Genomic DNA, 25,186 nt, shown 5'->3' with positions numbered 1-25,186 from the left:
CTCAAGGGGCTGGGGAAGTGCACGGGGTAATCCGCGTGCCTGTGGCCTGGCCCTGGAAAATAAGTAACAATGCAGACCTCTACAGGCCCGCGATTCGGGGCCTATGATAGCCAAAAAACGTTCTCAGCTTAAGGCCCACAGCGCAAATGAAACGGACAGCATTTTTTATCTCTGACGGCACCGGCATCACTGCCGAAACCCTGGGTCAAAGCTTGTTGGCGCAGTTTGAAACTATCACCTTCACCAAACTAACTCGACCGTACATCGATAGCGCGGAAAAAGCGCGCGCCATGGTACTACAAATCAACCAGGCTGCGAAAACAGACGGTGTGCGCCCGATTATATTCGATACCATAGTCAATGGTGACATCCGTGAGATCCTGGCCCAGTCCGAAGGTTTCATGATCGACATCTTCTCCTCGTTCCTGGCTCCACTCGAACAAGAGCTAAGCTCGCACTCATCCTACTCGGTCGGTAAATCACACTCCATTGGCCACAACTCCAACTACATGGAGCGCATTGAGGCTGTTAACTTTGCCCTGGACAATGATGACGGCGCACGCACACATTATTATGACAAGGCAGACTTGATACTGGTGGGCGTCTCGCGCTGCGGCAAAACCCCGACCTGCCTCTATATGGCCATGCAATACGGTATTCGGGCAGCCAACTATCCGCTGACCGAGGACGACATGGAAAGCCTGCAACTGCCTGCCGTACTGAAAAAGTACAAGGACAAGCTGTTTGGCCTGACCATCGACCCGGACCGTCTCACCGCCATTCGCAACGAACGCAAGCCCAATAGCCGCTACGCGAGCTTTGCCCAATGCGAGTTTGAAGTGCGTGAAGTCGAAAACCTGTTTCGCCGCGACAACATAAACTTCATCAATTCGACCCATTTTTCTGTCGAGGAGATCTCCGCAAAGATCCTCGTTGAAAAAGGCGTTGAGCGTCGCCTGAAATAACCACCTGAGCGCGTAGCAAGGTGCCAGCTCAAGTCGACACCCTGCTCCCGCTCGGAACCAACATAGGCCAAAACCGAACGGCGCCCTAGCCCGCCTTTAGCACGGCACGCGCACCCAGCCCTCCATCAAGACCCGGGCACTGCGGCTCATAATCGCCTTGGCAACCACCCACTGCCCATCGACTTGCTTGGCCTCGGCTCCCACGGTCAAGGTTCCGGATGGATGGCCAAAACGCACGCTGGCACGCTCACCACCCCCGGCAGCCAGGTTGACCAGGGTTCCGGGAATTGCAGCTGCAGTACCGATTGCCACTGCTGCGGTACCCATCATGGCGTGATGCAACTTGCCCATCGACATCGCCCGGACCAGCAAATCGACATCAGTTGCCGCCACGGCTTTGCCACTTGAGCTGATGTAATCGCTTGCCGCTGCTACAAAAGCCACTTTGGGCGTGTGCTGGCGCTTAGCCGCCTCGTCGATATGCTTGATCAACCCCATGCGCATGGCACCATGCGCCCTTATGGACTCAAACATGGCCAGGACCTTGGCGTCGCCATTGATTGCATCCTGCAGTTCAGTACCACTGAAACCGATGTCCTGGGCATTGATGAAAATGGTCGGGATCCCGGCATTGATCAGGGTCGCCTGCAAGACGCCAACACCAGGCACTTCAAAGTCATCGACCAGGTTACCGGTCGGGAACATGGAGCCACCTGCCCCCTCCTCGTCATCAGCCGGATCGATAAACTCAAGCTTCACTTCGGCAGCAGGAAAAGTAACGCCATCCAGCTCGAAGTCGCCGGTTTCCTGTACTTCACCATTGGTAATGGGCACATGCGCAACTATGCTTTTGCCAATATTGGCCTGCCAGATACGTACCGTGGCGATGCCATCATGTGGAACCCGCTCAGGATCGAGCATGCCGCTACGAATCGCAAAGGGGCCGACAGCCGCCGACAAATTGCCACAGTTGCCGCTCCAGTCGACAAAGGGCTTGTCGATTGAAACCTGGCCAAACAAATAGTCGACATCATGCCCAGGCTGGCGGCTTTTGCTCAGGATGACAGTCTTGCTGGTGCTTGATGTCGCCCCACCCATACCGTCAATCTGCTTGCCGTAAGGGTCTGGACTGCCGATAACCCTGAGCAATAATGCATCACGTGCCGCACCCGGAACCTGCGCAGCAGCGGGTAAATCCTCGAGGGCAAAGAAAACCCCCTTGCTGGTACCACCTCGATAATAAGTCGCAGCTATTTTTTGTTGCGGTGCATGAGCCATATCGAAATATCCTGAATAACCCCTGCGCGACGCCCGTGGTGCAGCGCAGGGCAGACCAAAAGATTTACAGCGCGCCGCTAGACTCCAGGAAATCCTGAGCAAAACGCTGCAATACACCGCCAGCCTCATAAATCGAGACTTCTTCGGCGGTGTCCAGCCGGCAAATCACTGGCACCTCGACTCGTTCGCCGTTTTTGCGGTTGATCACCAACGTCAAGGTGGCGCGCGGCGTGCGCTGGCCTTCAACGTCATAGGTTTCTGTGCCATCAATGCCCAGCGTATGGCGCGTTACCCCAGGCTGGAACTCAAGTGGCAGAACACCCATGCCAACCAGATTGGTCCGGTGAATACGCTCGAAGCCTTCAGCCGCAATAGCCTCGACTCCTGCCAGACGCACGCCTTTGGCCGCCCAGTCGCGTGACGAGCCTTGGCCGTAATCCGCGCCGGCAATGATGATCAGTGGCTGCTTGCGCTGCATGTAGGTTTCAATCGCCTCCCACATCCGCGTGACCTTGCCTTCGGGCTCAATTCGCGCCAGCGAGCCCTGCTTGACCACCCCATTTTCCTGAACCATTTCGTTGAGCAGCTTGGGGTTGGCAAAGGTTGCGCGCTGAGCGGTCAAGTGATCGCCTCGATGGGTTGCATAAGAGTTGAAGTCTTCTTCTGGCAAGCCCATCTTCGCCAGATACTCGCCAGCTGCACTGTTCAACATAATGGCGTTGGATGGCGACAGGTGATCGGTGGTGATGTTGTCTGGCAGCACCGCCAGCGGGCGCATTCCCTTGAGCGAACGCTCGCCGGCCAGGGCACCTTCCCAATAGGGCGGACGACGAATATAGGTACTCTGCGGGCGCCATTCATACAGCGGGCTGACCTTGGGCCCGGTGTCCTCTTCGATGGCAAACATGGGGATGTAAACCTGATTGAACTGCTCCGGCTTGACGCTGGCCTTGACCACTGCATCAATTTCTTCGTCCGACGGCCAAATGTCTTTCAGGGTGACCGGCTGGCCATCTTTATCAATGCCCAGCACATCTTTTTCGATATCAAAGCGAATGGTACCGGCAATCGCATAGGCGACCACCAACGGTGGCGAAGCCAGGAAGGCTTGCTTGGCGTATGGATGGATCCGACCGTCAAAGTTACGGTTACCTGACAGTACAGCTGTTGCATACAGGTCGCGATCAATGACTTCTTTCTCAATCACTGGATCGAGCGCACCGCTCATGCCATTGCAGGTGGTGCAGGCAAAACCGACGATGCCAAAACCAAGTTTTTCCAGCTCAGGCAATAGCTTGCCTTCCTCCAGATACAGCTGGACGGCTTTGGAACCGGGCGCGAGGGATGTCTTTACCCAGGGCTTGCGCGTCAAGCCCCGCGCGTTGGCATTGCGCGCAAGCAGACCGGCAGCAATCACGTTGCGCGGGTTGCTGGTGTTGGTGCAACTGGTAATGGCAGCGATAATCACCGCGCCATCAGGCATCAAGCCTTCATGATTCTTGACAACACCACTGATACCCTGGGCTGCAAGTTCTGAAGTCGGCACGCGACGATGTGGATTGGACGGTCCCGCGATGTTACGCACCACAGTCGAGAGATCGAATCTCAGGACTCGCTCGTATTCGGCATTAGTCAGGGTATCGGCCCACAAACCCGTGGTCTTGGCGTAGTTCTCAACCAGCTTGACTTGCTCGCTATCACGCCCGGTCAATGTCAGGTAATCAATGGTCTGGCCATCGATATAGAACATGGCGGCCGTCGCGCCGAACTCAGGCGTCATATTGGATATAGTCGCGCGGTCTCCCAGGGTCAGTGCATTGGCCCCTTCGCCGAAGAACTCCAGATAGGAAGAAACCACCTTCTCCTTACGCAGGAACTCGGTAATGGCCAAGACAATATCAGTGGCAGTAATGCCTGGCTGACGCGTGCCTGTGAGCTCTACACCGATGATGTCAGGCAAGCGCATGTAAGACGCACGACCAAGCATGACGCTTTCAGCCTCGAGCCCGCCCACGCCGATTGCAATCACGCCAAGCGCATCGACATGGGGCGTGTGGCTGTCGGTCCCGACCAGGGTATCCGGAAAGGCAACGCCATCACGCGCGTGCACCACTGGCGACATGCGCTCCAGGTTGATCTGGTGCATGATGCCGTTGCCCGGCGGAATCACATCAACATTTTTAAAGGCTTTCTTGGTCCAGTTAATGAAGTGAAAGCGGTCTTCGTTGCGACGGTCCTCAATCGCCCGGTTCTTTTCAAACGCGTCAGCCTCGAAGCCACCATGCTCTACGGCTAGCGAGTGATCGACAATTAGCTGCGTCGGCACAACCGGATTGACCTTAGAAGGGTCGCCCCCTTTTTCGGCAATGGCATCACGCAAGCCTGCCAGGTCGACCAATGCGGTCTGCCCAAGAATATCGTGACAGACCACCCGCGCCGGAAACCATGGGAAATCCAGGTCACGCTTGCGCTCAATGATCTGCGACAGCGCTGCGGTCAGCATCGATGGCTCGCAACGGCGAACCAGGTTTTCGGCCAGAACCCGCGAAGTGTACGGAAGCTTGTCATAAGCGCCGGGCTTGATCGCATCAACCGCAGCGCGGGTATCGAAATAATCCAGCTGAGTGCCGGGCAAGGGTTTGCGGTAATCGGTATTCATCAGTCAGAGCTCATCAGGTCTGTTATCGGAATGCCCCGCACGGTTAAATCCGGGGCATCCGCGCGCGATTAGCGCTGGTCGAGTGGCGGTACTGGGCGTTGGGCAACGCCGATGTACTCGGCACTTGGGCGAATAATGCGGTTGTTGGCGCGCTGCTCGAACACATGCGCAGCCCAACCAGTAACGCGCGAACACACGAAAATCGGAGTAAACAGCTTGGTCGGGATGCCCATGAAATGATAGGCCGAGGCATGATAGAAATCCGCGTTCGGAAACAGTTTCTTCTGCTCCCACATGGTTTTATCTATTGCCTCGGAGACCGGATAAAGCACGCTGTCGCCGACTTCGTCAGCCAGTTTTTTCGACCAGGCCTTGATCACCTCATTGCGCGGGTCAGAGTCTTTGTAGATGGCATGGCCAAAGCCCATGATCTTGTCTTTGCGCTCAAGCATTGCCAGCGTGCCTGCCTTTGCATCTTCAGCCGATGAAAACTTCTCGATCATTTCCATCGCGGCTTCGTTAGCCCCCCCGTGTAGCGGGCCACGCAAGGTGCCAACTGCCGCCGTGACGCAGGAATACAAATCGCTCAAGGTCGAAGCGCAGACCCGTGCAGTGAAGGTTGAAGCATTGAACTCATGCTCGGCGTACAGGATCAGCGAAACATTCATCACCTGAACATGCAGCTCGCTCGGCTTCTTACCGTGCAGCAAGCGCAGGAAGTGACCGCCCAGCGAGTCTTCATCCGTGACACAGTCAATACGCACGCCGTCATGACTGAAGCGGTACCAATAGCACATGATCGCCGGGAAAATTGCCAGCAGGCGATCCGCTGTATCTTGCTGCTGATCGAAACTCAACTCCTGCTCAAGGGTGCCAAGAACGGAAGCGCCTGTACGCATGACATCCATTGGATGGGCACTGGCCGGAATTTGCTCCAAGACCTCCTTGAGGGCCTGCGGTAAATCACGCAGCGACTTGAGCTTGCTTGTGTAGGCCGCCAACTGCTCGGTGTTCGGCAGCTCACCGTACAGCAGCAAGTAGGCAACTTCTTCAAAACCTACGCTTGCAGCAAGGTCACGCACGTCATAACCGCGATAAGTAAGCCCCGCTCCCTCCTGACCAACTGTCGACAGGGCGGTTTGTCCGGCGACCTGGCCACGCAGGCCCGCACCACTCAATACTTTAGCTTCAGCCATTGCTCTCTCCTCTTGAACTTGTTTTGGATACTGCAACACCGTTCGCGCTAGCCACTTAACCCGCGCTGAACAGCTTGATCTCAGGCCTTCTTACCTGCAAACAAGGCATCGAGGCTCTGCTCGAATGCGTGATAATTGATGCGCTCATAAAGCTCCATGCGGGTCTGCATGGTGTCGATCACATTCTTCTGCGTGCCGTCACGACGCACCGCGTTGTAAACATTTTCCGCAGCCTTGTTCATCGCCCTGAATGCTGAAAGCGGGTACAGAACCAGGGAAACATCGGCAGATTTCAATTCATCGGTGGTAAACAAGGGCGTCGAACCAAACTCGGTGATGTTGGCCAGAATCGGCGCCTTGACCTTGTCGGCAAACAGCTTGTACATCTCAAGCTCGGTGATTGCCTCGGGAAACACCATATCGGCCCCCGCCTCGACACATGCAGCAGCGCGCTCAAGGGCAGACTCAAGCCCTTCGACGGCCAAAGCATCAGTGCGCGCCATGATCACGAAGCTATCGTCTGTGCGCGCATCAACGGCGGCCTTGATGCGATCCACCATTTCCTGTTGCGAGACGATTTCCTTGTTCGGCCGGTGGCCGCAGCGTTTGGCGCCAACCTGGTCTTCGATATGAATGGCGGCAGCGCCAAACTTGATCATCGACTTAACGGTTCGTGCGACATTGAACGCAGAGGCACCAAAGCCCGTGTCGACATCGACCAGCAGCGGCAAATCGCACACATCGGTAATCCGGCGGACATCGGTCAACACATCGTCCAGCCCAGTTATGCCAAGGTCCGGCAAGCCAAGCGAGCCTGCGGCAACACCGCCACCGGAAAGGTAGATGGCCTTGAAGCCCGCGCGCTTGGCAAGCAACGCGTGGTTGGCATTGATCGCACCAATAACCTGCAATGGATGCTCTTGCGCAACCGCATCGCGAAACCGCTGACCTGGAGTTTTTGAGCTCATGACTCACCTCGTGAAGTTGATGGCTGTGTTCGCCCAGACGTTGATTGCTCGCCCAGGTAATGACGTTCGATATTGCGCTTGGATGCGGCAATGTGCCGACGCATCAGGAGTTCGGCGAGTTCGCCGTCGCGATCTGAAATGGCATCAAGAATCCGGTGGTGCTCGGCAAATGCCTGATGCGGACGATTAGGCGTGGATGAGAACTGAATGCGGTACATGCGCACCAGTTGATACAGCTCACCGCAAAGCAACTGGCTGAGCGTGCGATTGCCACTGCCTTGAATGATGCGATAGTGAAAGTCGAAGTCACCCTCTTGCTGGTAATAACCGCGACCTGCCTGAAAAGCTTCGTCGCGCTCATGGGTTTCCAGCACGCGACGCAGCTCATCTATCTCCTGCTGCGTCATTCGTTGCGCGGCCAGCTTACAGGCCATGCCTTCGAGCGACTCGCGAATTTCGTAGAGTTCGATCAACTCCTCATGGTTGAGCGACACCACCCGCGCACCGACATGAGGAATGCGAACCAGCAAGCGCTGCCCTTCAAGCCGATGTATAGCCTCACGTAGCGGCCCGCGACTAATACCGTAAGTACGCGCCAGCTCAGGCTCGGAGATTTTGCTGCCAGGAGCAATTTCACCTTTAACGATAGCCGCTTGAATTCGGCGAAACACCTGCTCGGAACGTGTCTCGCCCTCATCTTGCCCGGCTTCAGGAACTTCTATCGCATCTAGCATATTGTCGACACCAGGTGGAATACAGGCTGAAAAATACGCCTATAAACACCTTTAATCAACTACCGCCCTACTAATTGTCGACAATCAGCCTGCCACAGCATTTAGCTCAAAAGTTTGAGTTACTATCTAAGAAAGCCTTGTAAGAGCCTGTTACTGCACAAAACGGCCATGTTAGAATACTTTTCTCTCAGGCCAGCTAAAATGCATAACAGCTACTCTCAATCGTAGGCGCATGGATAGCAAAGCCTAATCGCCTTGTTTACCCATCATGCCCGGACCATCGAATAGGACTTATGAGACTGAAGCCCTTTGCACTGATTATTTGCCTGCTTCTCTCTCCCGGCCTGAGCATCGCTGCAGGCAAGACTGTCTATGGCTTAAACGAGTACGTAAACCTGTCGGGCATCAATACAGAAGTAGCCGCTAAACTGGATACGGGGGCTAAAACGGCATCACTCAGTGCACGAGACATTGAACGCTTCAAGCGCGATGGCGAGACTTGGGTACGCTTCTACCTGGCCATAGATGATGCGCATGACAACCCGATTGAACGACCGCTGGCCCGCGTCAGCAAGATCAAAAGGCGTTCCGGCGACTTTGATCCTGAAGAACAGAAAACCTACACCGCTCGACCTGTAATCGAACTGAAAGTGTGCATGGGTCAAGCCCAACGCACGATTGAAGTGAACTTGACCGACCGAAGTGCATTCCAATACCCGCTGCTGATTGGATCTGAAGCGCTCAAACGCTTCAATGCACTTGTAGATCCAAGCCTTAAATACGCATCAGGGAAACCTGCATGTGCCACTGACGCAACCCTTGGCGAGTAATGTCCATGCGCTCTCTTACCCTGCATCTGAAAATCCTGATCACTATCTTGGTGAGCCTGGGTGTTCTGATAACGGCATACCAAATTTTCATCCTTGGTATTCCACTGACATCAGACGAAACTGATGACCTCTGGAACATTGATGCCAAGATCGAATTCCAAGCCAGTTCGAAAGAGCCGGTCAAACTGCAAATGTTTGTACCGCCATTGAACCAGGACTACGTCAGCCTTAACGAAAGCTTCATCTCGAATAACTACGGCGTAAGCGTTAACCGCGCAGACGGTAACCGCAAGGTTACCTGGTCGGCTCGTCGTGCTAGCGGCAAGCAAACCATCTACTACCGCCTGGTTTTGACCAAGCGCTACAGTGGCGAGCAAGCGAAAGCCAAAGGACCGATCTTCCGTGACAGCCTGCCAGTCGAAGGCCCGGAAAAAATCGCTGCTGATGCCCTGCTCGCACCGATTCGCCAGCACTCGGCTGACGTTGAAACCTTCATCAGCGAAACCATCAAGCGTGTGAATAACACCAACGATGACAATGCCAAGCTCCTGCTCAGCGGCGACGCTTCGACTGCCAACAAGGCAAAGGCTGTTGAGTTGCTGCTGTCGATCGCCCACGTGCCCATGGAGCGTGTTCACACTGTACGCTTGCTGGCTGAAACCCAGCAGTCTCCTGAACTCTGGCTGCGCAGTTTCAACGGCGACAAATGGCTTTACTTCAACCCAGAAACCGGCGAGCAAGGTTTGCCTGCAGACCGCCTGGTATGGTGGATTGGCGACGAAGACCTGATCAAGCTTGAGGGCGGCAAACAGGTGCAGGTATCGTTCGCCCTGAACAACAGCGAAATGAATGCAATTCGCCTGGCGAAACTGACAGACGAAAGCACCGACGCGGACTTCTTGTCCTACTCGTTGTATGGCTTGCCGCTGCAGACGCAGAACAACTTCCAGATCATGATCATGATTCCAATTGGGGTATTACTGATCCTGATTTTGCGCAACCTTGGTGGCCTGCAAACCCTCGGCACTTTCACACCAGTACTGATCGCCCTGGCCTTCCGCGAAACACAGCTTGGCTTTGGTATTGTTCTATTTACCCTGATAACCACCCTGGGCTTGTCCTTGCGCTCATACCTCGAGCACCTCAAGCTCCAGATGTTGCCAAGGCTATCGGTGGTGCTGACATTCGTGGTGGTACTGATTGCAGTGATCAGCCTCTTCAGTCACAAGCTTGGCCTTGAGCGTGGCTTGTCTGTCGCCCTGTTCCCAATGGTAATTTTGACCATGACTATTGAGCGACTCTCAATCACCTGGGAAGAGCGCGGCGCAGCACACGCCTTCAAAGTGGGCCTCGGCACACTCATTGCCGCTTCCCTGGCGCACCTGCTGATGAGCGTGCCTGAGTTGGTGTACTTCATGTTCACCTTCCCGGCCGTACTGCTTATTTTCGTAGGGTTCATGCTGGCAATGGGTCGCTATCGCGGCTATCGCCTGACTGAACTGTTCCGCTTCAAAGCCTTCCTCAAGGATTAAACCATGCTAGGTCTATGGAAAACCTGGAAGGCCCTTGAAGCCAAAGGCATCATGGGCATCAATCGCCGCAACGCGGATTACGTGCTGAAGTACAATAAGCGGCATCTGTATCCATTGGTGGACGATAAAATCCTAACCAAGGAGCGCGCCATCGAAGCAGGTATCAATGTGCCTGAGATGTACGGCGTGATTTCTACGGAAAAGGAAATTGATAAGCTCAGCGAAATCATCGGCAACCGAACCGACTTCGTAGTCAAGCCCGCACAAGGTGCAGGCGGCGATGGGATCTTGGTCGTTGCCGATCGGTTTGAGGATCGTTATCGCACGGTCTCGGGCAAAATCATATCGCACGAGGATATTGAGCATCAGATCTCAAGTATTCTCACCGGGCTTTACTCACTGGGCGGTCACCGCGACCGCGCACTGATCGAATACCGGGTTATTCCGGACCAAATCTTCAAAAGCATCAGCTACGAAGGCGTGCCGGATATTCGCATCATTGTCCTTAAAGGCTATCCGGTAATGGCCATGTTGCGACTGCCCACGCGCCAATCCGGCGGCAAGGCAAACCTTCACCAAGGCGCGATTGGTGTTGGCGTCGACTTGGCAACCGGCCTTACCCTAAATGGCACTTGGTTAAACAACAAGATCACCAAGCACCCGGACACGACCAACGCAGTAGATGGCGTTCAGTTGCCGAATTGGGATGGTTTCATGAGCCTCGCGGCAAACTGTTACGAGCTGTGCGGGCTGGGCTATATTGGGGTCGACATGGTTCTTGACCAGGAAAAAGGCCCACTAATCCTTGAGCTCAATGCGCGCCCTGGCTTGAATATTCAAATCGCCAACGACACAGGTTTGACGCTTCGCGCCCATGCGGTTGAGGCGCACATTGCAAAGCTGGCCAAAGACGATATCCAAGAAACCCCGATCGAACGTGTACGCTTTGCACAAGGCTTGTTCGGCCACAAATTCGCGGCTGAAATCTAGCTCAACCCACAACCAGAAAAGGTCGCTGCAAGCGACCTTTTCTTTGCCCGCTAGATAACTGCGATAGCAGCCGCGACTGGGTTCAACGAACAACTGCAAGCTCAAAGGAACCCATCCCTGAATGGCTGTGCACTTGTATCCCCGCATCATCAACCACAGCCTTCTGTAAGGGGCGATTGAACGGCTGGTTGTCAAAGGTTTTCAAGCCCTTGTCTTCATCTGTTGTCAGCACCAAGACATAGCTTTCGTTTGCGGCAGGCCGAACTTTAACTACACCCTCAATAAATGCGAAACGATACCAAGTCTCCGCATGCAACTGATACACAGCATCACTGACCAATCGAGTGGGTCGTTTCTGTGCATCCAGAAACAGCAGAGAAGGATAAACCACCTCTTTGTTCGCAAAGCTGCGAACGCGTAGCCCATAGCTTTGCTTGACCTTGGGCAGTTTTATAGCCGCGTAGAAACTGCGCCCCATTGGAAAATCAAAGCTGGGTGAAAAGCGATTCAGCTCCTCAAAGCGTGGTTCATCAATGGACAGCGGAGTAAAGTTCTCCTCAACCATTTGCGCACAGCATCTATCGATCAACTCAGCATACAGAACTGCCTCAGGCTGCGAGCTTCCCGCCAACAGATCATTCATGGCTGCAGTCCGCCGACCATCGAGATTGGGTAATAACACTGGCTTTTTGGCGAATTTTATTTGGCGCCCTTCTGTGTACTCGACTGCGGCAGTATTGATGCTGGTAGCTGAACCCGTACTCGGATTTAACCGGGAATTACGCATGCGTCCTTGCTCGTCCACCCAGGTGTAATACTGACCGTCATCACCTTCACGCTGATAACCACGCCCTTCTAGCACATCGGCATCGATATACTCCGAAGACGACTCCCCGGTTGACAATACAACCTTGGAGCCAGCTTCAAACAAGGGGCGACCAGCATAAAAGCTGTTTTGCAGCACGCCACTACTATCAACCCAGGTAAAATAACGTCGCTTGCTCTCATTCGTGGACTGACGCAGCAGGGTTTTACCTGGATTGTTCAATCGTGCATGGTCGCTCAACAACACTTCCCGGTTTGCACGACTCTGCTGCGTAGCAAAAGCCTCATTCAAAACCGTATTGTGTACACGCCCCTGATCATCCACCCACGTAAGGTAACGACTGCCCGCTGACAAGTCAGCCGTACTAACCAGCATGCAGGTCATGAGCAACGATTTAAGTGCGTTCATGGCAAAGCACCTGTCAAAAAGTTGTTCTATACGTCAGGGCAAACACATAGGCTTTTACGGTTGATTTAACATCAAGGTCAGCGTAGGGGTTGTAGACAAGGCCGTCGATTCTTGAGCAGTTGATACTGCAACTCGAACCTGCTGGAATATTTTGCTTGCTGACCAAATAGTTGAAGCCAAAATCAATAACCGTGTCTTTGTCCCACTGATAACCAGCACCCAGACCGTAAAGTGTCGCATCACCAATTGGCACCAAGATGTCCGCTTTATTACCCGGAATTGCAGAAGGCCTTGGTTCATACCCCGCACGCAAGCTAAGGCGATCGTTGAATTGGTATTGCACACCTAAAGCCCAGCTCCATACAGACTTGTAGCCTCGATCCAGAATCAGGCTTCTTGAGGTGGCATTATCAGGCGACAGTAGACTGGCTATCGCCAAAATATCCAGCTCACGATCAAATTTGATCTCAAACTCATTCCAGGCGGCATAATCCGTCCATTTCACATCAAAATTGATTTGCCACTTTGGGGTAGGTTTAAGCTTAATCCCCGTTGAAAAGTGTGCAGGATAAGTCAAATCCAGTGAAACCTTGCCGCGCTCATTATCAAAGACTCCATCAGGGGTGATACTGCTGAAAATTGCGCCAATCAGTGAACTGTCCAACCCCTGCCAGAATCCCTGCCAGTCATCACTGTACGAAATATTGTAGTCACCCTTGAGCTTCATTTTGGCTTCACTCTGATAGACGGCTCCAAGTGCAAACCAATCAACAGGTTCCCATAAGAAGCCGATATTCCAGGTCGGTGAAAGTGACTGTTGCAAATCCAGCTTAATGTTTGCGACATCGGTGAATGGACCTAAATCCCCGCCGCAAATGTTCAACAGAACTTCGAATGGATTACCTTCAATAGTGCACAGCGCGTCTTGAGCTGCCCCTGTAAAGCCGGTTAATACACCTGGGGCACGAAAATCCTCATTTAACGACAATGCTTGATGGGAAAAGCCTATTGAAAGCCCGACAGACAGATCATCATTCACCTGATAGGCGACCGAAGGCGATAAGTAGGTGATCCTCTGCATAACAACTTGCTTGCCCTGGTAACGTCCCGGATCATTGTCATCACGAGAGAAGCCAAGCGCTTGTGGGGCATAAACATTATTCGCAAAGGTAAATTTCGAACCCGGTGGCGAAATAGAAATACCTGCCAGAGGTGCAAAGATCACAGGTACATCACGCGCACCACCCAACCCTGGGAAATACATTGCCGGCGTAGTCGTTCGGCCTGAGCGATTCGCAACGGGATCATCCGACAAACCAAAAAAGCTGTCACCATAATTTTCAGGTGCTTTAAATTCGGATCTGATATCCAACAAACCCGTTACAAATTTTACTGCTACTTGGCGCCCTTTAAGTTTAGTTAAAGCGGCCGGATTATAGTGCACCGCATCTATTCCGGATGAGTCTGCAGTAATAGCATTCCCAAGCGCCATGGCCTTTGGATTACCAATGGTTAGATTTTGAGACAGCTGCGCCTGTGCACTACCAATGAAAAAAGTCATTGCAACAAGCAGCCCATAGTTTTTTTTATAAATAACGAGTTTCATAGCAGTTACTCGTCTATTATTCAGGCTTCAAGCCGGAAATATCGAGAGGCATTGACAAACCCAGCAATACATCTGGTGAGTCTTCAGTCATACCAAATCCGGCATTTACATTAACGATGTAATCGGGCGACGTTCTCAGCCCCAATGAAAAATTCATGAGCGCACTAGTTTGTTCACGACCCTTTAGAGTCGTATCTTCAAATTCAAACCTTGGAGCAAGGCTATATGCCATTTGATAGGATGCGGCTAAGGAAACATCGTAGGACAAGGCATAAGCAAAGCCCATATTGAACGACAACGACGAGCCTGTATTAACTTTTTTAAGCAACCGCCCACCACGGACCTGGTTAATATCTTTTATTGGTAAATAGTAGGTATAACCAAGTGAACCAAACAAAACGACCGGATCAATAACATAAGACAGATTTAAACCAGCAGCTAAGCTGTAACTACCGGTTCCTGACGATAAGTTATCTTGAGCTTCGCCATCGTATGGACTGTCGCCTGTCGGCAAGCCGACTGAAGCATACAACGTTGTCACAGGCCTACCTGGTTGCGCATTCCAGGGTTGCCACCGCAGGCTTGCGGAAATATCACCTAGACTGTAGGCATTTAGGTCTCGCTCAGTATCATATTTCGCCACAAATGGTAGCCTGATACTGAATGTCAGGTTATTCCATATACCGTAGTCAAAGGTGAATGAATTGGTAAATGTATGCTGAGCTTCGGATTGCCCCACTACACTGAATGAATTTTCTCCCGTCCTAATGCTCTCTATAACGGTGTCCCGAACCAAGCTGTAATCAATTCCATATGTGAGTGTTCGCTCACCTTCTTTAAGCAAGGTATAGCTTTTTTCGGCCGCTTGAAAAACCTCTTCCAATGCTTGTGCACTATCGGCATCATCTTCTTCCTTACTTAAAGCATCCCTGGCGCTATCAACAGTTTCAACATTTGCTAATACACCAACACTTTCAAACAGGAATAACGCACATACAACTCCAGCGCATGTAAGTCTCATCGACAGTACTCCACTATTATTATTGCTGGAAACGGCATCCCATCTAGGGCGAAGAACTACTTACGGCGAATGTATTGTATAGCGCCGTCAGAACCGAGCTCTGTCGCTTGATTCTCAGTAAATTTAGTGATTGATGGAAACGCTCTAAATGCTAACAATGACACCGTACGGTCATCAATGATTCGCATATCCTCATCTTTTAATGCAAGTGCATTGTCTAGCCGACTTTCACCTGGGTATATGACGAACAATACATTTTTATCCCAAACTTCCTCGAAGCGAGCACGGGTAAAACTTATATTTCCAATGGCAGGATCAGCCACAAATACATGCTCATCATACACATCACGCACAACAACAAAATGCTTGAACCCTGCATACTCAATGGGAACTATTACCGGATGCTCAAGAGCCTCCAAGTCCGAAAAATTTGCACGAAACCCACCACTGTTATATCCCAGCGCAGCGACTAGCCGTTTCATATCCAGCAATGAAAACCCACGACGCTCTACGATCTTGTCAGCTTCACCAAACTTTAGAAGCCCCTCCATGACTTGACGCTCTTCCAGATTCAAGCCCAGGAAATAGTCAAGCAATGTCGTAAGAGCAGCAGAGCCACAACTATAGTCATATGCCTGACGAACAACATGTTTGAACTGCAGTTGATTTAAGGGCTCCACTTCAACTGATTGCCTGAAGGGGCTGCTTAATGCGTCTTGAGTTAAATTGACTCGCCCAGGAGGTTGCGACTTAACATCAACCGTTTCAGTGATACCGAAAATACCGATTAAACTTCCGAGTAGAATTTCAATCATCAGGGCACCCTCTCTTAGATCAAGGTCCCTGCCAGTGATGGCTGGCAGGGTTATCATCGCTAAGAAAGACTTGTGGCCTAGTGGCCCCAGACTTTTACGGTTGTACCAGCCATGTTGATGTCGCTGATTGCGAGCGAGCCAATGCTGGGAGCTGCAGTGCTACCGACTTTGATAGCACCAACGGATAACTGGCCGGTTACTGATGGCAGGCCAATCTGCAATTGCTCGGTATCCGCGCCACCGATACTGGTTGTTACAACGTCAACCAGGATGGGCGCATCATCAGAAATGTTAAAACCATCAAAGGCAATGGTTTCAAGGCGCAGTGAGCCACCAGAAGGATCGTTATCGGTGTATACGACGCTGCCGATACTACCGTTGAACTGACCTGAAATACTGATGCCATCTTGACCGGTCACTGTTGCCAGCGAGGAATCATCCATGGCTTTCAGCTCAGCCTGCGCCATGAGCGGAGTGGTAAGAAAGGCTGCTACTAGGGCGAATTTATTAATGAATTTCATTATTGTTCTCCACAGTTCTCGGTTTGAATATCCCGAAGGATGCTGCCATTGACTCCTGTCGCTAGCAGCAGGAGCGACAAATTCCGTCGCTGTTCGAGGTGACATTGCTTCCATAGTCATGCCCCCCCGAACACTTAATGCTGTTGCATCAAGTCCTGCTATAAACCTACTGTTGCAACCCGCCGCTGCCTCCCTAACCAAGGAATGGAGGATAAAGTCAAGAGGCTATGCCTCGCTCAACAACCCCAAGCTTTTGCCTTTGAGTACTGCCTGGGTCCGGCTACGCACCCCCATCTTTGAGAACAGGTTGTGTAAGTGCCATTTGATAGTTGCTTCCGACAAATGCACGGCCTGTGCAATATCACGGTTAGATAATCCAGCACCAACAAACCGCAGAATCTCTCGCTCCCGTCGACTAACATCTTGATTATCTTCAAGTTCTTGATAATCAATTGAGAACTTCTGGCACTGATCACGCAGCATTTCAGCTAAATACTGCCACTTCTCGGCATGGGCTTTATCCGAGGCTATCCATGCATCCATTACAGGCAGCAGCCAAATAGCGTCATCAATGAATAAACGTTGATAACCACGACTGACACCACTTTCAACAAGGGTTCTGAGCAACTCGAATGCTCTATCGGTGTTACCTTTTCTCCAGCAAGCAACTGAAAGTAACAACGATACCCTGAGATTCCGATCGCTCGTTGGCATGCTGTCACCCTCAGAGAGACAGGCCTCAAGAGATGCCAATGCTTTATCTGCACGTCGCTCGGAAAGCGACAACCTTGCTTCCGCTAGAATCAAGCTGATGTTGGCGCTTGCATGGCGCGAAGCAGGCAAGGTGGCCAGATGCTGTTTAAGCTGCATACAAATACGCTCAGCTTCATTAGGCCTGCGCAGCCACAACAAGAACTGCACTTTGCAACCCATCGCCTGTGCATATACACGCTCGTAACCCGGCGCGTGCAAGCTGAGAATCCATTCATCCAGTTCATGCAGGGCTTGATCGCTGTAGCCCTCATAAAAACGATTACGCACTATGGCTAATTGGCCACGATTTAAAAGCTCTACCGGGGTGACAACATCGCGCCAGGTTGCAGCCTGGTCGATCTCACTCAACGCATCTTTATCGGCACCTTGCTCATAAATGATATCGGCGCAGGCCAACCATAGCGGCCCACCTACACGGCTCTGCTCACCCAGGAAGCAATCTGCGAGCTCGCGCGCCCGATCAGCGATCTCCGCCCCTTTACGCAGCTCACCAAGTTCTTTGCACAGGCAAACCTCGATTAGACTGGCAACAACACTCAGATAATCGCTTTGGCTTTCGCTGAGTTTCGACCGCGCCGTAAAGATTGCTTTTGAAGCCTCCGCATAAGCCCCCTGAAGGGTGTAGCAAGCGGCCTGCAAACATGACAAGCATGCTAAAAACAAGGGTTGTGACGCCGGGGCTCGTTTAAGCCACTGCCCTGTCACCTTGAGACAACTATCGAGCTTGTCTTGATAAAGTAACACTAGAGCCTTGACGATTTGCGTCGCGGCTAATAATTCAAGGAAGCCTGGACGCATTGTTTCTGCACTTGCATCTTGCAACTGCAGGCTGATTTCCTCTATCAGGGACTCAGACTCAAGGTATTTTTGTTCGAATGCCAACTGCCACGCGAAAAATATTTGAAAAACGCAGTGCTCTTGAATGACTTCGGTAGGGATATCCTGCAAACACCCCAAAACCTGATAAATCTTTTCCTCGGCAATCACTTTCCAGCCATAGGTCTCAAGCAACTGAGCCGCGAATGCATAATCATGCGAATGAACAGCATATTTGATGGCTTTCTCGAACAGGCCTCTTGCCTCGCACCAATGCGCTGCAGCATGCAATAAATGAGTTGGATCCTCAGCTTTAAGCAGCCTACGCTGTAGAAATTCTGCGAATAATGGATGATATCGATACCAGCCATCCTGACGCTCAGCCTCGACAATAAACAGTTGTTCATCACATAGGTAACGCAGGTTTTTTAGTGCATCCTCGCGACCGGTCAATGCATTGCAAAGCTCGGCATTGAACTCATCAAGCACCGATGTAACATTCAGGAAATGCTGTATTTCACTCGGTAAACCAACAAGCACATCCTCGCTGAAATAGTCCGCAAGGTTGCGCTCAGTACCCGGCATGCTCGATGTTGGCGTGAATCGGCGACTGAGGCTTGGAACAATAAGCGAAGCAAGATGAAGCGCGGTTATCCAGCCTTCGGTTTGCGTACAAACCTTGGCAATATCTGCATCACTGGCTTGGATTGACTTGATATCACGATAATACTCACGCACTTCATCCTGACTGAAGCGCAGGTCATCAACGCCAAACCAGCATGTAGCATCTCCCTGAGCAGCAGCACAGAAAATTCCAACCTTGAATCGTGTACTGATCACGAAGCGAATTTGGCTGGGCAATTGGTTGAGCGCCCGCCCGACCAAACCTGAGAAGCTGCAATCACGGATACAATGAAAGTCATCCATCATCACATAGAGGTCACCGTCGATTTGCTTCAAGCCATCGACAAACCGCTCCAGCAGTTGGTGCTCCTCCAGCACCTCACCACCTTCCAGCAGTTGCTTCATGGGCTCAGAAAATCCAGGAGATTGAATAGCAATCGCCTCCCCCAGATAACGCAACAGCCGCTTCAGGTCAACATCCAGGGCATCGCATGTCAACCAGGCGACCTTTGCCCCCTCGGCCAGCAACCGCTGCCTGTACTCGGCCAGCACAGCGCTCTTGCCGTAGCCAGCAGGAGCATTCAAGACCATCAAATGCTTTTTACGCTGGCGATACATTTTGTCGATCAACGCTGTGCGTGACATTAATTGAGCTGTACTGAAATTCTCTGGCACGAGCTTGCATGACAGCAGGTTAAAATCTTGCGAAGTTAATTCATTTTGACGACTCATGATCCCAGCATCCCCAGCTCGCGAGCACGCCTTATCGCTTGGGTGCGGTTACGTACCTTGAGCTTCTCGTAAATATTATGAAGGTGCCATTTGACGGTACCCAGTGCGAGGTTCAATTGCTGACCAATATCATTGTTGGACATGCCTTGTGCCGCGAGCCTGATCACCTCCTGCTCACGCTCGGTCAGCTCTTCCTCAATGACCTCAAGTTGACGCTGAGCAGACTGTCCTGGCCAAAGAGCCAAGAGGCTGCGGATAAAATTTTGCAGTGCCGGTTGACGTTCGGCCATCTCGAGCTGATGAAGCATGTTGCGGATAGGCTCACCTTCTTCTAGAAAAAGGCTGCGCACTTCTTCTCGTTCAGCCGCAATCAAGCACTGTACAAGCAGGCTCTGCGAGCGTTCCTGATAGCCCAGTTGCTGATAGCTATGGGCAGCCAGGAGATCCAGGCGAATATGTTCGAGCCCTTCCCAGTCGTCCTGCAGCATTCCACGCAGTTGCAGAATTTCATGTATGGCCTCGCTGTAGTGGCCACGCGCCTGTTGCAAGCGTGTTCGTGACAAGCCTTGAACCCAAAGCACTGGGTTCAAACGCATGTGGGCATAGTTGGATGCTAATTCATTCCAGTTGATACTCTTCAAGCGCTGTTCCGCACGCTTGGTTCGGTCGTCACCAGCCTCTTGCAGAGTTCGTAAAATTTCATAGCCGACTGCCTGCGCATAGAAGCGCCAGGCCTTGTTGCGTGCGGCCAGGTTCTGGATATAGATCAGTGTCGAATGGGCTTCCTTGGTATTGCCTTGCATGTACTGGAGGTGCGCCAGGCAAAGTGTGCCCTGGGCACAAAGGTCCACCGGACTGATGACATCCACGATTGACAGCATGCGCTTCAGAAGGCTTGTCACCCCTTCAAACCGCCCCTGCTGATAAGCAATCAGGCACTGGGTGATTTTCGGCAAGACGGTAGCTTTGGATTTTTCGTTAAACCAGGAAGTCGTACGTTCGCGCAAGCGCTCAAAGAGCAACTCTGCCTGCTTGATCTTGCCTTGCTCAAGCAGCAACATCACCTCGACGTTGATAAGCTGCATTTGCAGATAATTACCATCGAGGAAGTGATTTCTCTGATTGGCCAGGGTCAACAACTTGCGCGCGGCGTCATGCCATCCCATCATGACGTTCGCAAAAGCACCAATGACTAGCATCGCGACTTCAAGAAAAGCGGTTCTCGAGCCTAATTGAAGCTCAACACGCCGCGCCAACTTGACGCATGTGCGCAAATCATCCTTTTGCAATGCGATCAACGATTTGATTGCCAACGCAGCCAGCATACTGTCCGTCAACTGCGTTTTTGAATCACTATCCCCCCAGCGCAGAAGTAGATCATCTAGCGCTCGATTCGCTTCATCCAGCCCCAGATCGACCACGCGCACCCACAGATCCGTAAGCACCAGCACAGGATATTTGACCGCAATATCATCCGGCACATGTTGGCGCCACTTATGCACGAGACTCAGTTGGCCGCGGTTGATCAGACTCAGGCCACAGCCATCAACCAATGCGGCAAGCAACTCCACGTCTTGTGCATGGTAGGCATGCTCGATCGCAAAGTTTTGCATGTGATTGTTGGTAAACCACAAACTGGCGTTGAAATGAATCTGCTTGAAACGCTCAGGGTCTTGCTGCTTCAGACGTGCGCGAAGGAACTCAGCGAAAAAACGGTGGAATCGAAACCATCGGCGATCGCTGTCCAGTGGCACCAGGAAAAGCTGCATCACCTCCAGGTCTTCCAGCAATTGCTGCCCGTTATCGCAACCGGTGAGTGCCTGGACCAGGCTGCCATTAAAGCGGTGCACCACACTCATATTGAGAAGTGCGTCTTGGCGCTCGACAGGCAGTCCTTCGAACACCGCATCGGACAGGTATTTACCCACCGAGGTATGATCTTCCTGATACTCAAGCAACGCATCCGGCTTTTGGGGCGTTGACTTGAGCCACTTGATGACCTGCAAGACGCCGGTCATCCAGCCTTCCGTATAACTGTAGATTTTCTTGAGTGAGAGAGGCTCGACATTGAGCCCATGTAGTTGCAGGTAAACCCGGGTGTCGTCCTCGCTCAAACGCAACTCACGCTCGCCAATCTCGACCAGGTAACCCTTTGCCCGCCAAGTGGCCAGGCTCAGTTTCGGTTTGACCCTTGATCCTATAGCCAGCGTAAACCCATCGGGCGCATAGTTAATCAGCCTATCGATTGCGCTAAGCAGGTCGGGGTTTGAAATAGCCTCGAAGTCATCCAGCACCAGCAACAGCGACTTACGCATCCGTAGGATATTTCCTAAAACCAATTCCATGACCTGTAATGTGTCCAAACAGGCAGAATTGTCAGTAAGCGCAGAGTCAAAATCCCCAAGACTGGCTTGAACGCTCTCCAGGGTATGGGCAAGTTGCTGGAAAAAAATCAGGGAGGTGTTCGATTCCGCAGTCAAGGTCAACCAAGCGACACATTGCCCCTGCTCAACGCGTTTATTGGCAAGCACTGCCAACTCGGTGGTCTTGCCAAAACCAGCGGGCGCCACGAGCAGAATCAAGCGCTCTGGCAGTGCTGCGAGTTCTGATTGAACAGTCGGTCTTAAGAAATAACGCTCCGAAACCTGTACTGGAACTACTTCTGATGTCAGATTGTAATCCGCAGGCTGATCTAGCACTTCATTCATGTCATCCATGACCCGATCCCTGTGATTCATACACCGTTACAATGTTCACTTCCTTGGATAAGCTAACACTAACCAGCAATCTATTAGCGCGCAAATCAAGCAAAGCCTATAGGCCCAGCAGCGCTGGCACCTTACAATAGGTGTCCACGCTTGTCTGAACGCTACGTATGCCATCTTTCCAGGTTCATGCCTTACCCTATCATGCCAGCCCAGATGCATATTTCGGCCGCCTCAGGAGTGCTCCCGGAGCCATACTCCTGGACACAGGCAGGCCCGTAGCGCTACATGGACGCTATGATCTTATGTGCGCTTGGCCATTGGCTGAAATGTCACCGTTCTCTGATGAATCGGCCAAAGATTTCCTACAAAGGTTGCGTGTTGCCAGCGACACCTTGAGTGTCCAAGACATTCCTAAAGATCTGCACCTGCCATTCGCTGGCGGCTTGATCGGCTACTTTGGCTATGACTTTGGCCGACGCCTGGAAACGATTCCCGGCCATGCAGCAGACGACTTGAAATTACCCGACGCGCGCGTGGGTTTATATTCATGGGCACTGATCAGCGACCACCAGTTGCTCACTACGCAACTTGTATTCCATCCGCAGGTCAGTCCCAGCGAACGGCGCAGGCTGATCGACCTGTTTGAGTCAGCGGCCAGCCCGCGCTCGGATACCTTCCATCTTGTCAGTCGATTTCAAGCCGGCATCAGCGAAGGAAAATACCAACAGGCCGTAGAGAAAATCCAAGCCTATATCCGGGCTGGCGATTGCTATCAGGTCAATTTTGCACAGCGATTCCAGGCCCAATACCAGGGTGATCCCTGGGTTGCTTATCAAGCGTTGCGAGCAGCCTGCCCAACACCATTTTCCGGCTTTCAAGCCTTGCCTGGCGATGCGGCGATCATTAGCCTGTCGCCTGAGCGTTTTATGCGCGTCAGCCAGGGCCGGGTTGAGACTCGCCCCATCAAGGGCACGCGACCACGGGATATCGACCCGGACAAGGATGCAGCTCAAGCAGAAGAACTACTGCACAGTGCCAAGGATCAGGCTGAGAACCTCATGATTGTCGACCTGCTGCGCAACGATCTTGGACGCTGTTGCCGAACAGGCTCGGTCCAGGTGCCCGAGCTATTTGCCCTTGAAAGCTATCCCAATGTTCATCATCTGGTCAGTGCAGTCACCGGGCAACTCGCGGATGACAAGGACCCGCTCGACTTGCTTGCCTGTAGCTTTCCTGGCGGTTCGATTACCGGCGCTCCGAAAATTCGCGCCATGCAAATCATTGACGAACTGGAAGACACCCGCCGCGGACTTTATTGCGGCTCGCTGTTTTATCTGGATATTCGCGGTGAAATGGACAGTTCGATCACCATTCGCAGCCTGCTGGCCAAGGACGGCACAATCACTTGCTGGGGTGGCGGTGGGATAGTTGCAGACTCGCAATGGCAGGCTGAGTATCAAGAGTCCCTGACCAAGGTCGACGTCCTGCTGCGCACTCTCGAGCAGCTTGGCCAGCCAGCATCAGCCGGCACCTGAAAGACCCGCCTTGTGCGCGCCTTTCAGGTGTCGAACCAAGTTAGAGGCTAAGCTGTCGATTTGAAGCCTTGAGAAACTCGCGCTTCAAATCCTCATAGCTATGCACGGCCGGGAACTGCGGAAACTCACGAATCACATTGTCGGGTGCATGGAACAAGATGCCGGCATGTGCCTCGCTGAGCATGGTCGTATCGTTATATGAATCACCCGCGGCAATGATCCGGTAGTAAAGGCTTTTCAGCGCAATGACCGACTGGCGTTTCGGGTCTTTCTGACGCAACTGATAACCGACCACGCGATCAGTTTCATCGGTGACCAGCTTGTGGCAAAGCAAGGTCGGGAAGCCCAGCTGGCGCATCAAGGGCTGCGAGAATTCGTAGAAAGTATCCGACAAGATGATGACCTGGAACCGCTCACGCAACCAGTCGACAAACTCCACCGCGCCATCGAGAGGCTTTAGCGTCGCAATCACCTCCTGAATGTCCGCCAGTTTTAGTCCATGCTCATCAAGGATGCGCAGGCGCTGCTGCATCAACACGTCGTAGTCAGGAATATCGCGGGTTGTCGCCTTCAGCGACTCGATACCGGTTTTTTCCGCAAAAGCGATCCATATCTCAGGTACCAACACGCCTTCAAGGTCGAGACAAGCGATTTCCACAGGACACTCCTAGCTGTATTTTTATAGAAGACGGCACTCTAACGGCTCCCCATACACGAAGCAACGCGCCGCTATATGCACAAAACCATCAGTCGCAATGGCAGTTGGTTATTTAGCGGCATATCCACGATTTGTTACCATCGCCGCTACAAAGCGCCAAGCGCCATGATAATTAGGAATAATCCCTGATGAGCCACCCATTTGATGTAGCTGAAACAGCGGCAGCCTACGCCACAAAATCACCGCAGGAAATTCTCAAGCTGGCCTTCGAACACTTTGGCGATGAGTTGTGGATTTCGTTCAGCGGTGCCGAAGATGTTGTACTGGTGGATATGGCCTGGAAGATCAACAAAGGCGTTAAGGTCTTCAGTCTCGACACGGGACGCTTGCATCCTGAGACCTATCGCTTTATCGACCAGGTTCGCGAGCATTACGGCATCAGTATTGACATACTCTCGCCTGACCCAGCCGCGCTTGAGCCAATGGTCAAAGAAAAAGGCCTGTTCAGCTTCTACAAGGATGGGCACTCCGAATGCTGCGGTATTCGTAAAACTGCGCCATTAAGACGCAAGCTCTCGACGGTTAAAGCCTGGGCAACCGGACAGCGCCGCGATCAAAGCCCGAGCACACGCAGTGAAGTCGCTGTACTTGAAATTGACAGCGCCTTTTCCCCGGCTGATCGCCCGCTCTACAAGTTCAACCCTTTGGCGCAGATGACCAGCGAAGAGGTCTGGAACTATATTCGTGCACTTGAGCTGCCTTACAACGCCTTGCACGAGCGCGGCTTCATCAGCATTGGCTGTGAACCCTGCACCCGCCCTGTGCTTCCCAACCAGCACGAGCGTGAAGGTCGTTGGTGGTGGGAAGAAGCGACGCAAAAAGAGTGCGGCCTGCACTCAGGCAACATCATCAGCAAAATTTGATTCGTTCTGGCGAATTTCTGCTGCATCCAAAAAAACCGGCAACTGCCGGTTTTTTTGTTAACGCAGA

Annotated in this window: 19 protein-coding genes; 6 read left to right on the top strand and 13 right to left on the bottom strand. The window is 52.3% G+C overall.

The window, feature by feature from the left end:
- Nucleotides 1–146: 146 nt before the first annotated feature.
- Complete coding sequence (gene ppsR, locus CHB79_RS04840; RefSeq protein WP_010483799.1) at nucleotides 147–965, top strand: posphoenolpyruvate synthetase regulatory kinase/phosphorylase PpsR; 819 nt, start codon at nucleotides 147–149, stop codon at nucleotides 963–965.
- Nucleotides 966–1,061: 96 nt separating this feature from the next.
- Here ppsR and prpF read toward each other — a convergent pair whose 3' ends face one another.
- The 5 genes from prpF to CHB79_RS04815 form a co-directional block, all read right to left on the bottom strand.
- Nucleotides 1,062–2,243 carry a 2-methylaconitate cis-trans isomerase PrpF gene (gene prpF, locus CHB79_RS04835; RefSeq protein WP_089359048.1) on the bottom strand — a complete coding sequence of 394 codons (1,182 nt, stop codon included), beginning with the start codon at nucleotides 2,241–2,243 and terminating at the stop codon, nucleotides 1,062–1,064.
- Nucleotides 2,244–2,307: 64 nt separating this feature from the next.
- A complete protein-coding gene (gene acnD / locus CHB79_RS04830; RefSeq protein WP_089359047.1) occupies nucleotides 2,308–4,902 on the bottom strand; it encodes a Fe/S-dependent 2-methylisocitrate dehydratase AcnD in 2,595 nt (864 codons plus the stop codon).
- 68 nt (nucleotides 4,903–4,970) lie between these two features.
- Complete coding sequence (prpC, locus tag CHB79_RS04825) at nucleotides 4,971–6,098, bottom strand: bifunctional 2-methylcitrate synthase/citrate synthase (protein ID WP_089359046.1); 1,128 nt, start codon at nucleotides 6,096–6,098, stop codon at nucleotides 4,971–4,973.
- A gap of 80 nt (nucleotides 6,099–6,178) precedes the next feature.
- Nucleotides 6,179–7,066 (bottom strand): methylisocitrate lyase, encoded by an 888-nt coding sequence (gene prpB, locus CHB79_RS04820; protein ID WP_010483791.1) that lies wholly within the window; start codon nucleotides 7,064–7,066, stop codon nucleotides 6,179–6,181.
- Nucleotides 7,063–7,800 (bottom strand): GntR family transcriptional regulator, encoded by a 738-nt coding sequence (locus CHB79_RS04815; protein ID WP_010483790.1) that lies wholly within the window; start codon nucleotides 7,798–7,800, stop codon nucleotides 7,063–7,065. Before CHB79_RS04815 ends, prpB begins: the two co-directional genes overlap by 4 nt.
- A 293-nt stretch (nucleotides 7,801–8,093) precedes the next feature.
- Here CHB79_RS04815 and rloA point away from each other — a divergent pair, with 293 nt between their 5' ends.
- Genes rloA through CHB79_RS04800 form a run of 3 tightly spaced genes read left to right on the top strand, consistent with a single transcriptional unit; the run spans nucleotide 8,094 to nucleotide 11,152 of the window.
- Nucleotides 8,094–8,630 carry a retropepsin-like aspartic peptidase RloA gene (rloA, locus tag CHB79_RS04810; protein WP_089359045.1) on the top strand — a complete coding sequence of 179 codons (537 nt, stop codon included), beginning with the start codon at nucleotides 8,094–8,096 and terminating at the stop codon, nucleotides 8,628–8,630.
- Between the two features lie 5 nt (nucleotides 8,631–8,635).
- Nucleotides 8,636–10,162 (top strand): osmotic stress tolerance membrane protein RloB, encoded by a 1,527-nt coding sequence (rloB, locus tag CHB79_RS04805; protein WP_089359206.1) that lies wholly within the window; start codon nucleotides 8,636–8,638, stop codon nucleotides 10,160–10,162.
- Between the two features lie 3 nt (nucleotides 10,163–10,165).
- Nucleotides 10,166–11,152: an alpha-L-glutamate ligase-like protein gene (locus tag CHB79_RS04800; protein ID WP_010483784.1), complete on the top strand. Its 987-nt coding sequence runs from the start codon at nucleotides 10,166–10,168 to the stop codon at nucleotides 11,150–11,152.
- Between the two features lie 82 nt (nucleotides 11,153–11,234).
- Here the strand turns inward: CHB79_RS04800 and CHB79_RS04795 are convergent, their stop codons facing one another.
- The 7 genes from CHB79_RS04795 to CHB79_RS04765 all read right to left on the bottom strand — a co-directional run bounded on the left by CHB79_RS04795 (nucleotide 11,235) and on the right by CHB79_RS04765 (nucleotide 22,003).
- The gene (locus tag CHB79_RS04795; protein WP_089359044.1) at nucleotides 11,235–12,386 is read right to left on the bottom strand and encodes a MalM family protein; all 1,152 of its coding nucleotides are present in this window, start codon (nucleotides 12,384–12,386) and stop codon (nucleotides 11,235–11,237) included.
- A 13-nt stretch (nucleotides 12,387–12,399) separates the two neighbouring features.
- The gene (locus tag CHB79_RS04790; protein ID WP_089359043.1) at nucleotides 12,400–13,992 is read right to left on the bottom strand and encodes an outer membrane protein transport protein; all 1,593 of its coding nucleotides are present in this window, start codon (nucleotides 13,990–13,992) and stop codon (nucleotides 12,400–12,402) included.
- 16 nt (nucleotides 13,993–14,008) lie between these two features.
- On the bottom strand, nucleotides 14,009–15,013 hold the full coding sequence (locus tag CHB79_RS04785; RefSeq protein WP_089359042.1) for a transporter: 1,005 nt from the start codon (nucleotides 15,011–15,013) through the stop codon (nucleotides 14,009–14,011).
- A 56-nt stretch (nucleotides 15,014–15,069) separates the two neighbouring features.
- Nucleotides 15,070–15,828, bottom strand: coding sequence for a C39 family peptidase (locus CHB79_RS04780; protein ID WP_089359205.1), 759 nt, complete (start codon nucleotides 15,826–15,828; stop codon nucleotides 15,070–15,072).
- Between the two features lie 77 nt (nucleotides 15,829–15,905).
- Nucleotides 15,906–16,349, bottom strand: coding sequence for a DUF6160 family protein (locus CHB79_RS04775; RefSeq protein ID WP_010483774.1), 444 nt, complete (start codon nucleotides 16,347–16,349; stop codon nucleotides 15,906–15,908).
- Between the two features lie 225 nt (nucleotides 16,350–16,574).
- On the bottom strand, nucleotides 16,575–19,295 hold the full coding sequence (locus CHB79_RS04770) for a winged helix-turn-helix domain-containing protein (RefSeq protein WP_089359041.1): 2,721 nt from the start codon (nucleotides 19,293–19,295) through the stop codon (nucleotides 16,575–16,577).
- Nucleotides 19,292–22,003, bottom strand: coding sequence for a winged helix-turn-helix domain-containing protein (locus CHB79_RS04765; RefSeq protein WP_425439577.1), 2,712 nt, complete (start codon nucleotides 22,001–22,003; stop codon nucleotides 19,292–19,294). The genes CHB79_RS04770 and CHB79_RS04765 overlap by 4 nt, the downstream gene beginning before the upstream one ends.
- 167 nt (nucleotides 22,004–22,170) lie before the next feature.
- On the opposite strand from CHB79_RS04765, the gene pabB reads away from it, so the two are divergent.
- Nucleotides 22,171–23,538, top strand: a complete 1,368-nt coding sequence (gene pabB / locus CHB79_RS04760; RefSeq protein ID WP_089359039.1) for an aminodeoxychorismate synthase component I — start codon at nucleotides 22,171–22,173, stop codon at nucleotides 23,536–23,538.
- Nucleotides 23,539–23,578: 40 nt separating this feature from the next.
- On the opposite strand, the gene thrH is transcribed toward pabB, so the two are convergent.
- Nucleotides 23,579–24,196: a bifunctional phosphoserine phosphatase/homoserine phosphotransferase ThrH gene (gene thrH / locus CHB79_RS04755; protein WP_010483766.1), complete on the bottom strand. Its 618-nt coding sequence runs from the start codon at nucleotides 24,194–24,196 to the stop codon at nucleotides 23,579–23,581.
- 188 nt (nucleotides 24,197–24,384) lie between these two features.
- On the opposite strand from thrH, the gene CHB79_RS04750 reads away from it, so the two are divergent.
- Nucleotides 24,385–25,119, top strand: coding sequence for a phosphoadenylyl-sulfate reductase (locus CHB79_RS04750; RefSeq protein ID WP_010483763.1), 735 nt, complete (start codon nucleotides 24,385–24,387; stop codon nucleotides 25,117–25,119).
- The last annotated feature ends 67 nt before the right edge of the window (nucleotides 25,120–25,186 follow it).

The organism is Pseudomonas segetis, from assembly GCF_900188155.1.
Classification (GTDB): Bacteria; Pseudomonadota; Gammaproteobacteria; order Pseudomonadales; family Pseudomonadaceae; genus Aquipseudomonas; species Aquipseudomonas segetis.
Note: the sequence above shows the minus strand (reverse complement) of the source record. Positions and strands in the feature narration are given on the sequence as shown.

What these genes read in the sequence shown, in the direction of transcription:
- ppsR (WP_010483799.1), top strand. Translation starts at nt 147, where the DNA reads ATGAAACGGACAGCATTTTTTATCTCTGACGGCACCGGCATCACTGCC.
- prpF (WP_089359048.1), bottom strand. Translation starts at nt 2,243, where the DNA reads ATGGCTCATGCACCGCAACAAAAAATAGCTGCGACTTATTATCGAGGT.
- acnD (WP_089359047.1), bottom strand. Translation starts at nt 4,902, where the DNA reads ATGAATACCGATTACCGCAAACCCTTGCCCGGCACTCAGCTGGATTAT.
- prpC (WP_089359046.1), bottom strand. Translation starts at nt 6,098, where the DNA reads ATGGCTGAAGCTAAAGTATTGAGTGGTGCGGGCCTGCGTGGCCAGGTC.
- prpB (WP_010483791.1), bottom strand. Translation starts at nt 7,066, where the DNA reads ATGAGCTCAAAAACTCCAGGTCAGCGGTTTCGCGATGCGGTTGCGCAA.
- CHB79_RS04815 (WP_010483790.1), bottom strand. Translation starts at nt 7,800, where the DNA reads ATGCTAGATGCGATAGAAGTTCCTGAAGCCGGGCAAGATGAGGGCGAG.
- rloA (WP_089359045.1), top strand. Translation starts at nt 8,094, where the DNA reads ATGAGACTGAAGCCCTTTGCACTGATTATTTGCCTGCTTCTCTCTCCC.
- rloB (WP_089359206.1), top strand. Translation starts at nt 8,636, where the DNA reads ATGCGCTCTCTTACCCTGCATCTGAAAATCCTGATCACTATCTTGGTG.
- CHB79_RS04800 (WP_010483784.1), top strand. Translation starts at nt 10,166, where the DNA reads ATGCTAGGTCTATGGAAAACCTGGAAGGCCCTTGAAGCCAAAGGCATC.
- CHB79_RS04795 (WP_089359044.1), bottom strand. Translation starts at nt 12,386, where the DNA reads ATGAACGCACTTAAATCGTTGCTCATGACCTGCATGCTGGTTAGTACG.
- CHB79_RS04790 (WP_089359043.1), bottom strand. Translation starts at nt 13,992, where the DNA reads ATGAAACTCGTTATTTATAAAAAAAACTATGGGCTGCTTGTTGCAATG.
- CHB79_RS04785 (WP_089359042.1), bottom strand. Translation starts at nt 15,013, where the DNA reads ATGAGACTTACATGCGCTGGAGTTGTATGTGCGTTATTCCTGTTTGAA.
- CHB79_RS04780 (WP_089359205.1), bottom strand. Translation starts at nt 15,828, where the DNA reads ATGATTGAAATTCTACTCGGAAGTTTAATCGGTATTTTCGGTATCACT.
- CHB79_RS04775 (WP_010483774.1), bottom strand. Translation starts at nt 16,349, where the DNA reads ATGAAATTCATTAATAAATTCGCCCTAGTAGCAGCCTTTCTTACCACT.
- CHB79_RS04770 (WP_089359041.1), bottom strand. Translation starts at nt 19,295, where the DNA reads ATGAGTCGTCAAAATGAATTAACTTCGCAAGATTTTAACCTGCTGTCA.
- CHB79_RS04765 (WP_425439577.1), bottom strand. Translation starts at nt 22,003, where the DNA reads ATGAATGAAGTGCTAGATCAGCCTGCGGATTACAATCTGACATCAGAA.
- pabB (WP_089359039.1), top strand. Translation starts at nt 22,171, where the DNA reads ATGCCATCTTTCCAGGTTCATGCCTTACCCTATCATGCCAGCCCAGAT.
- CHB79_RS04750 (WP_010483763.1), top strand. Translation starts at nt 24,385, where the DNA reads ATGAGCCACCCATTTGATGTAGCTGAAACAGCGGCAGCCTACGCCACA.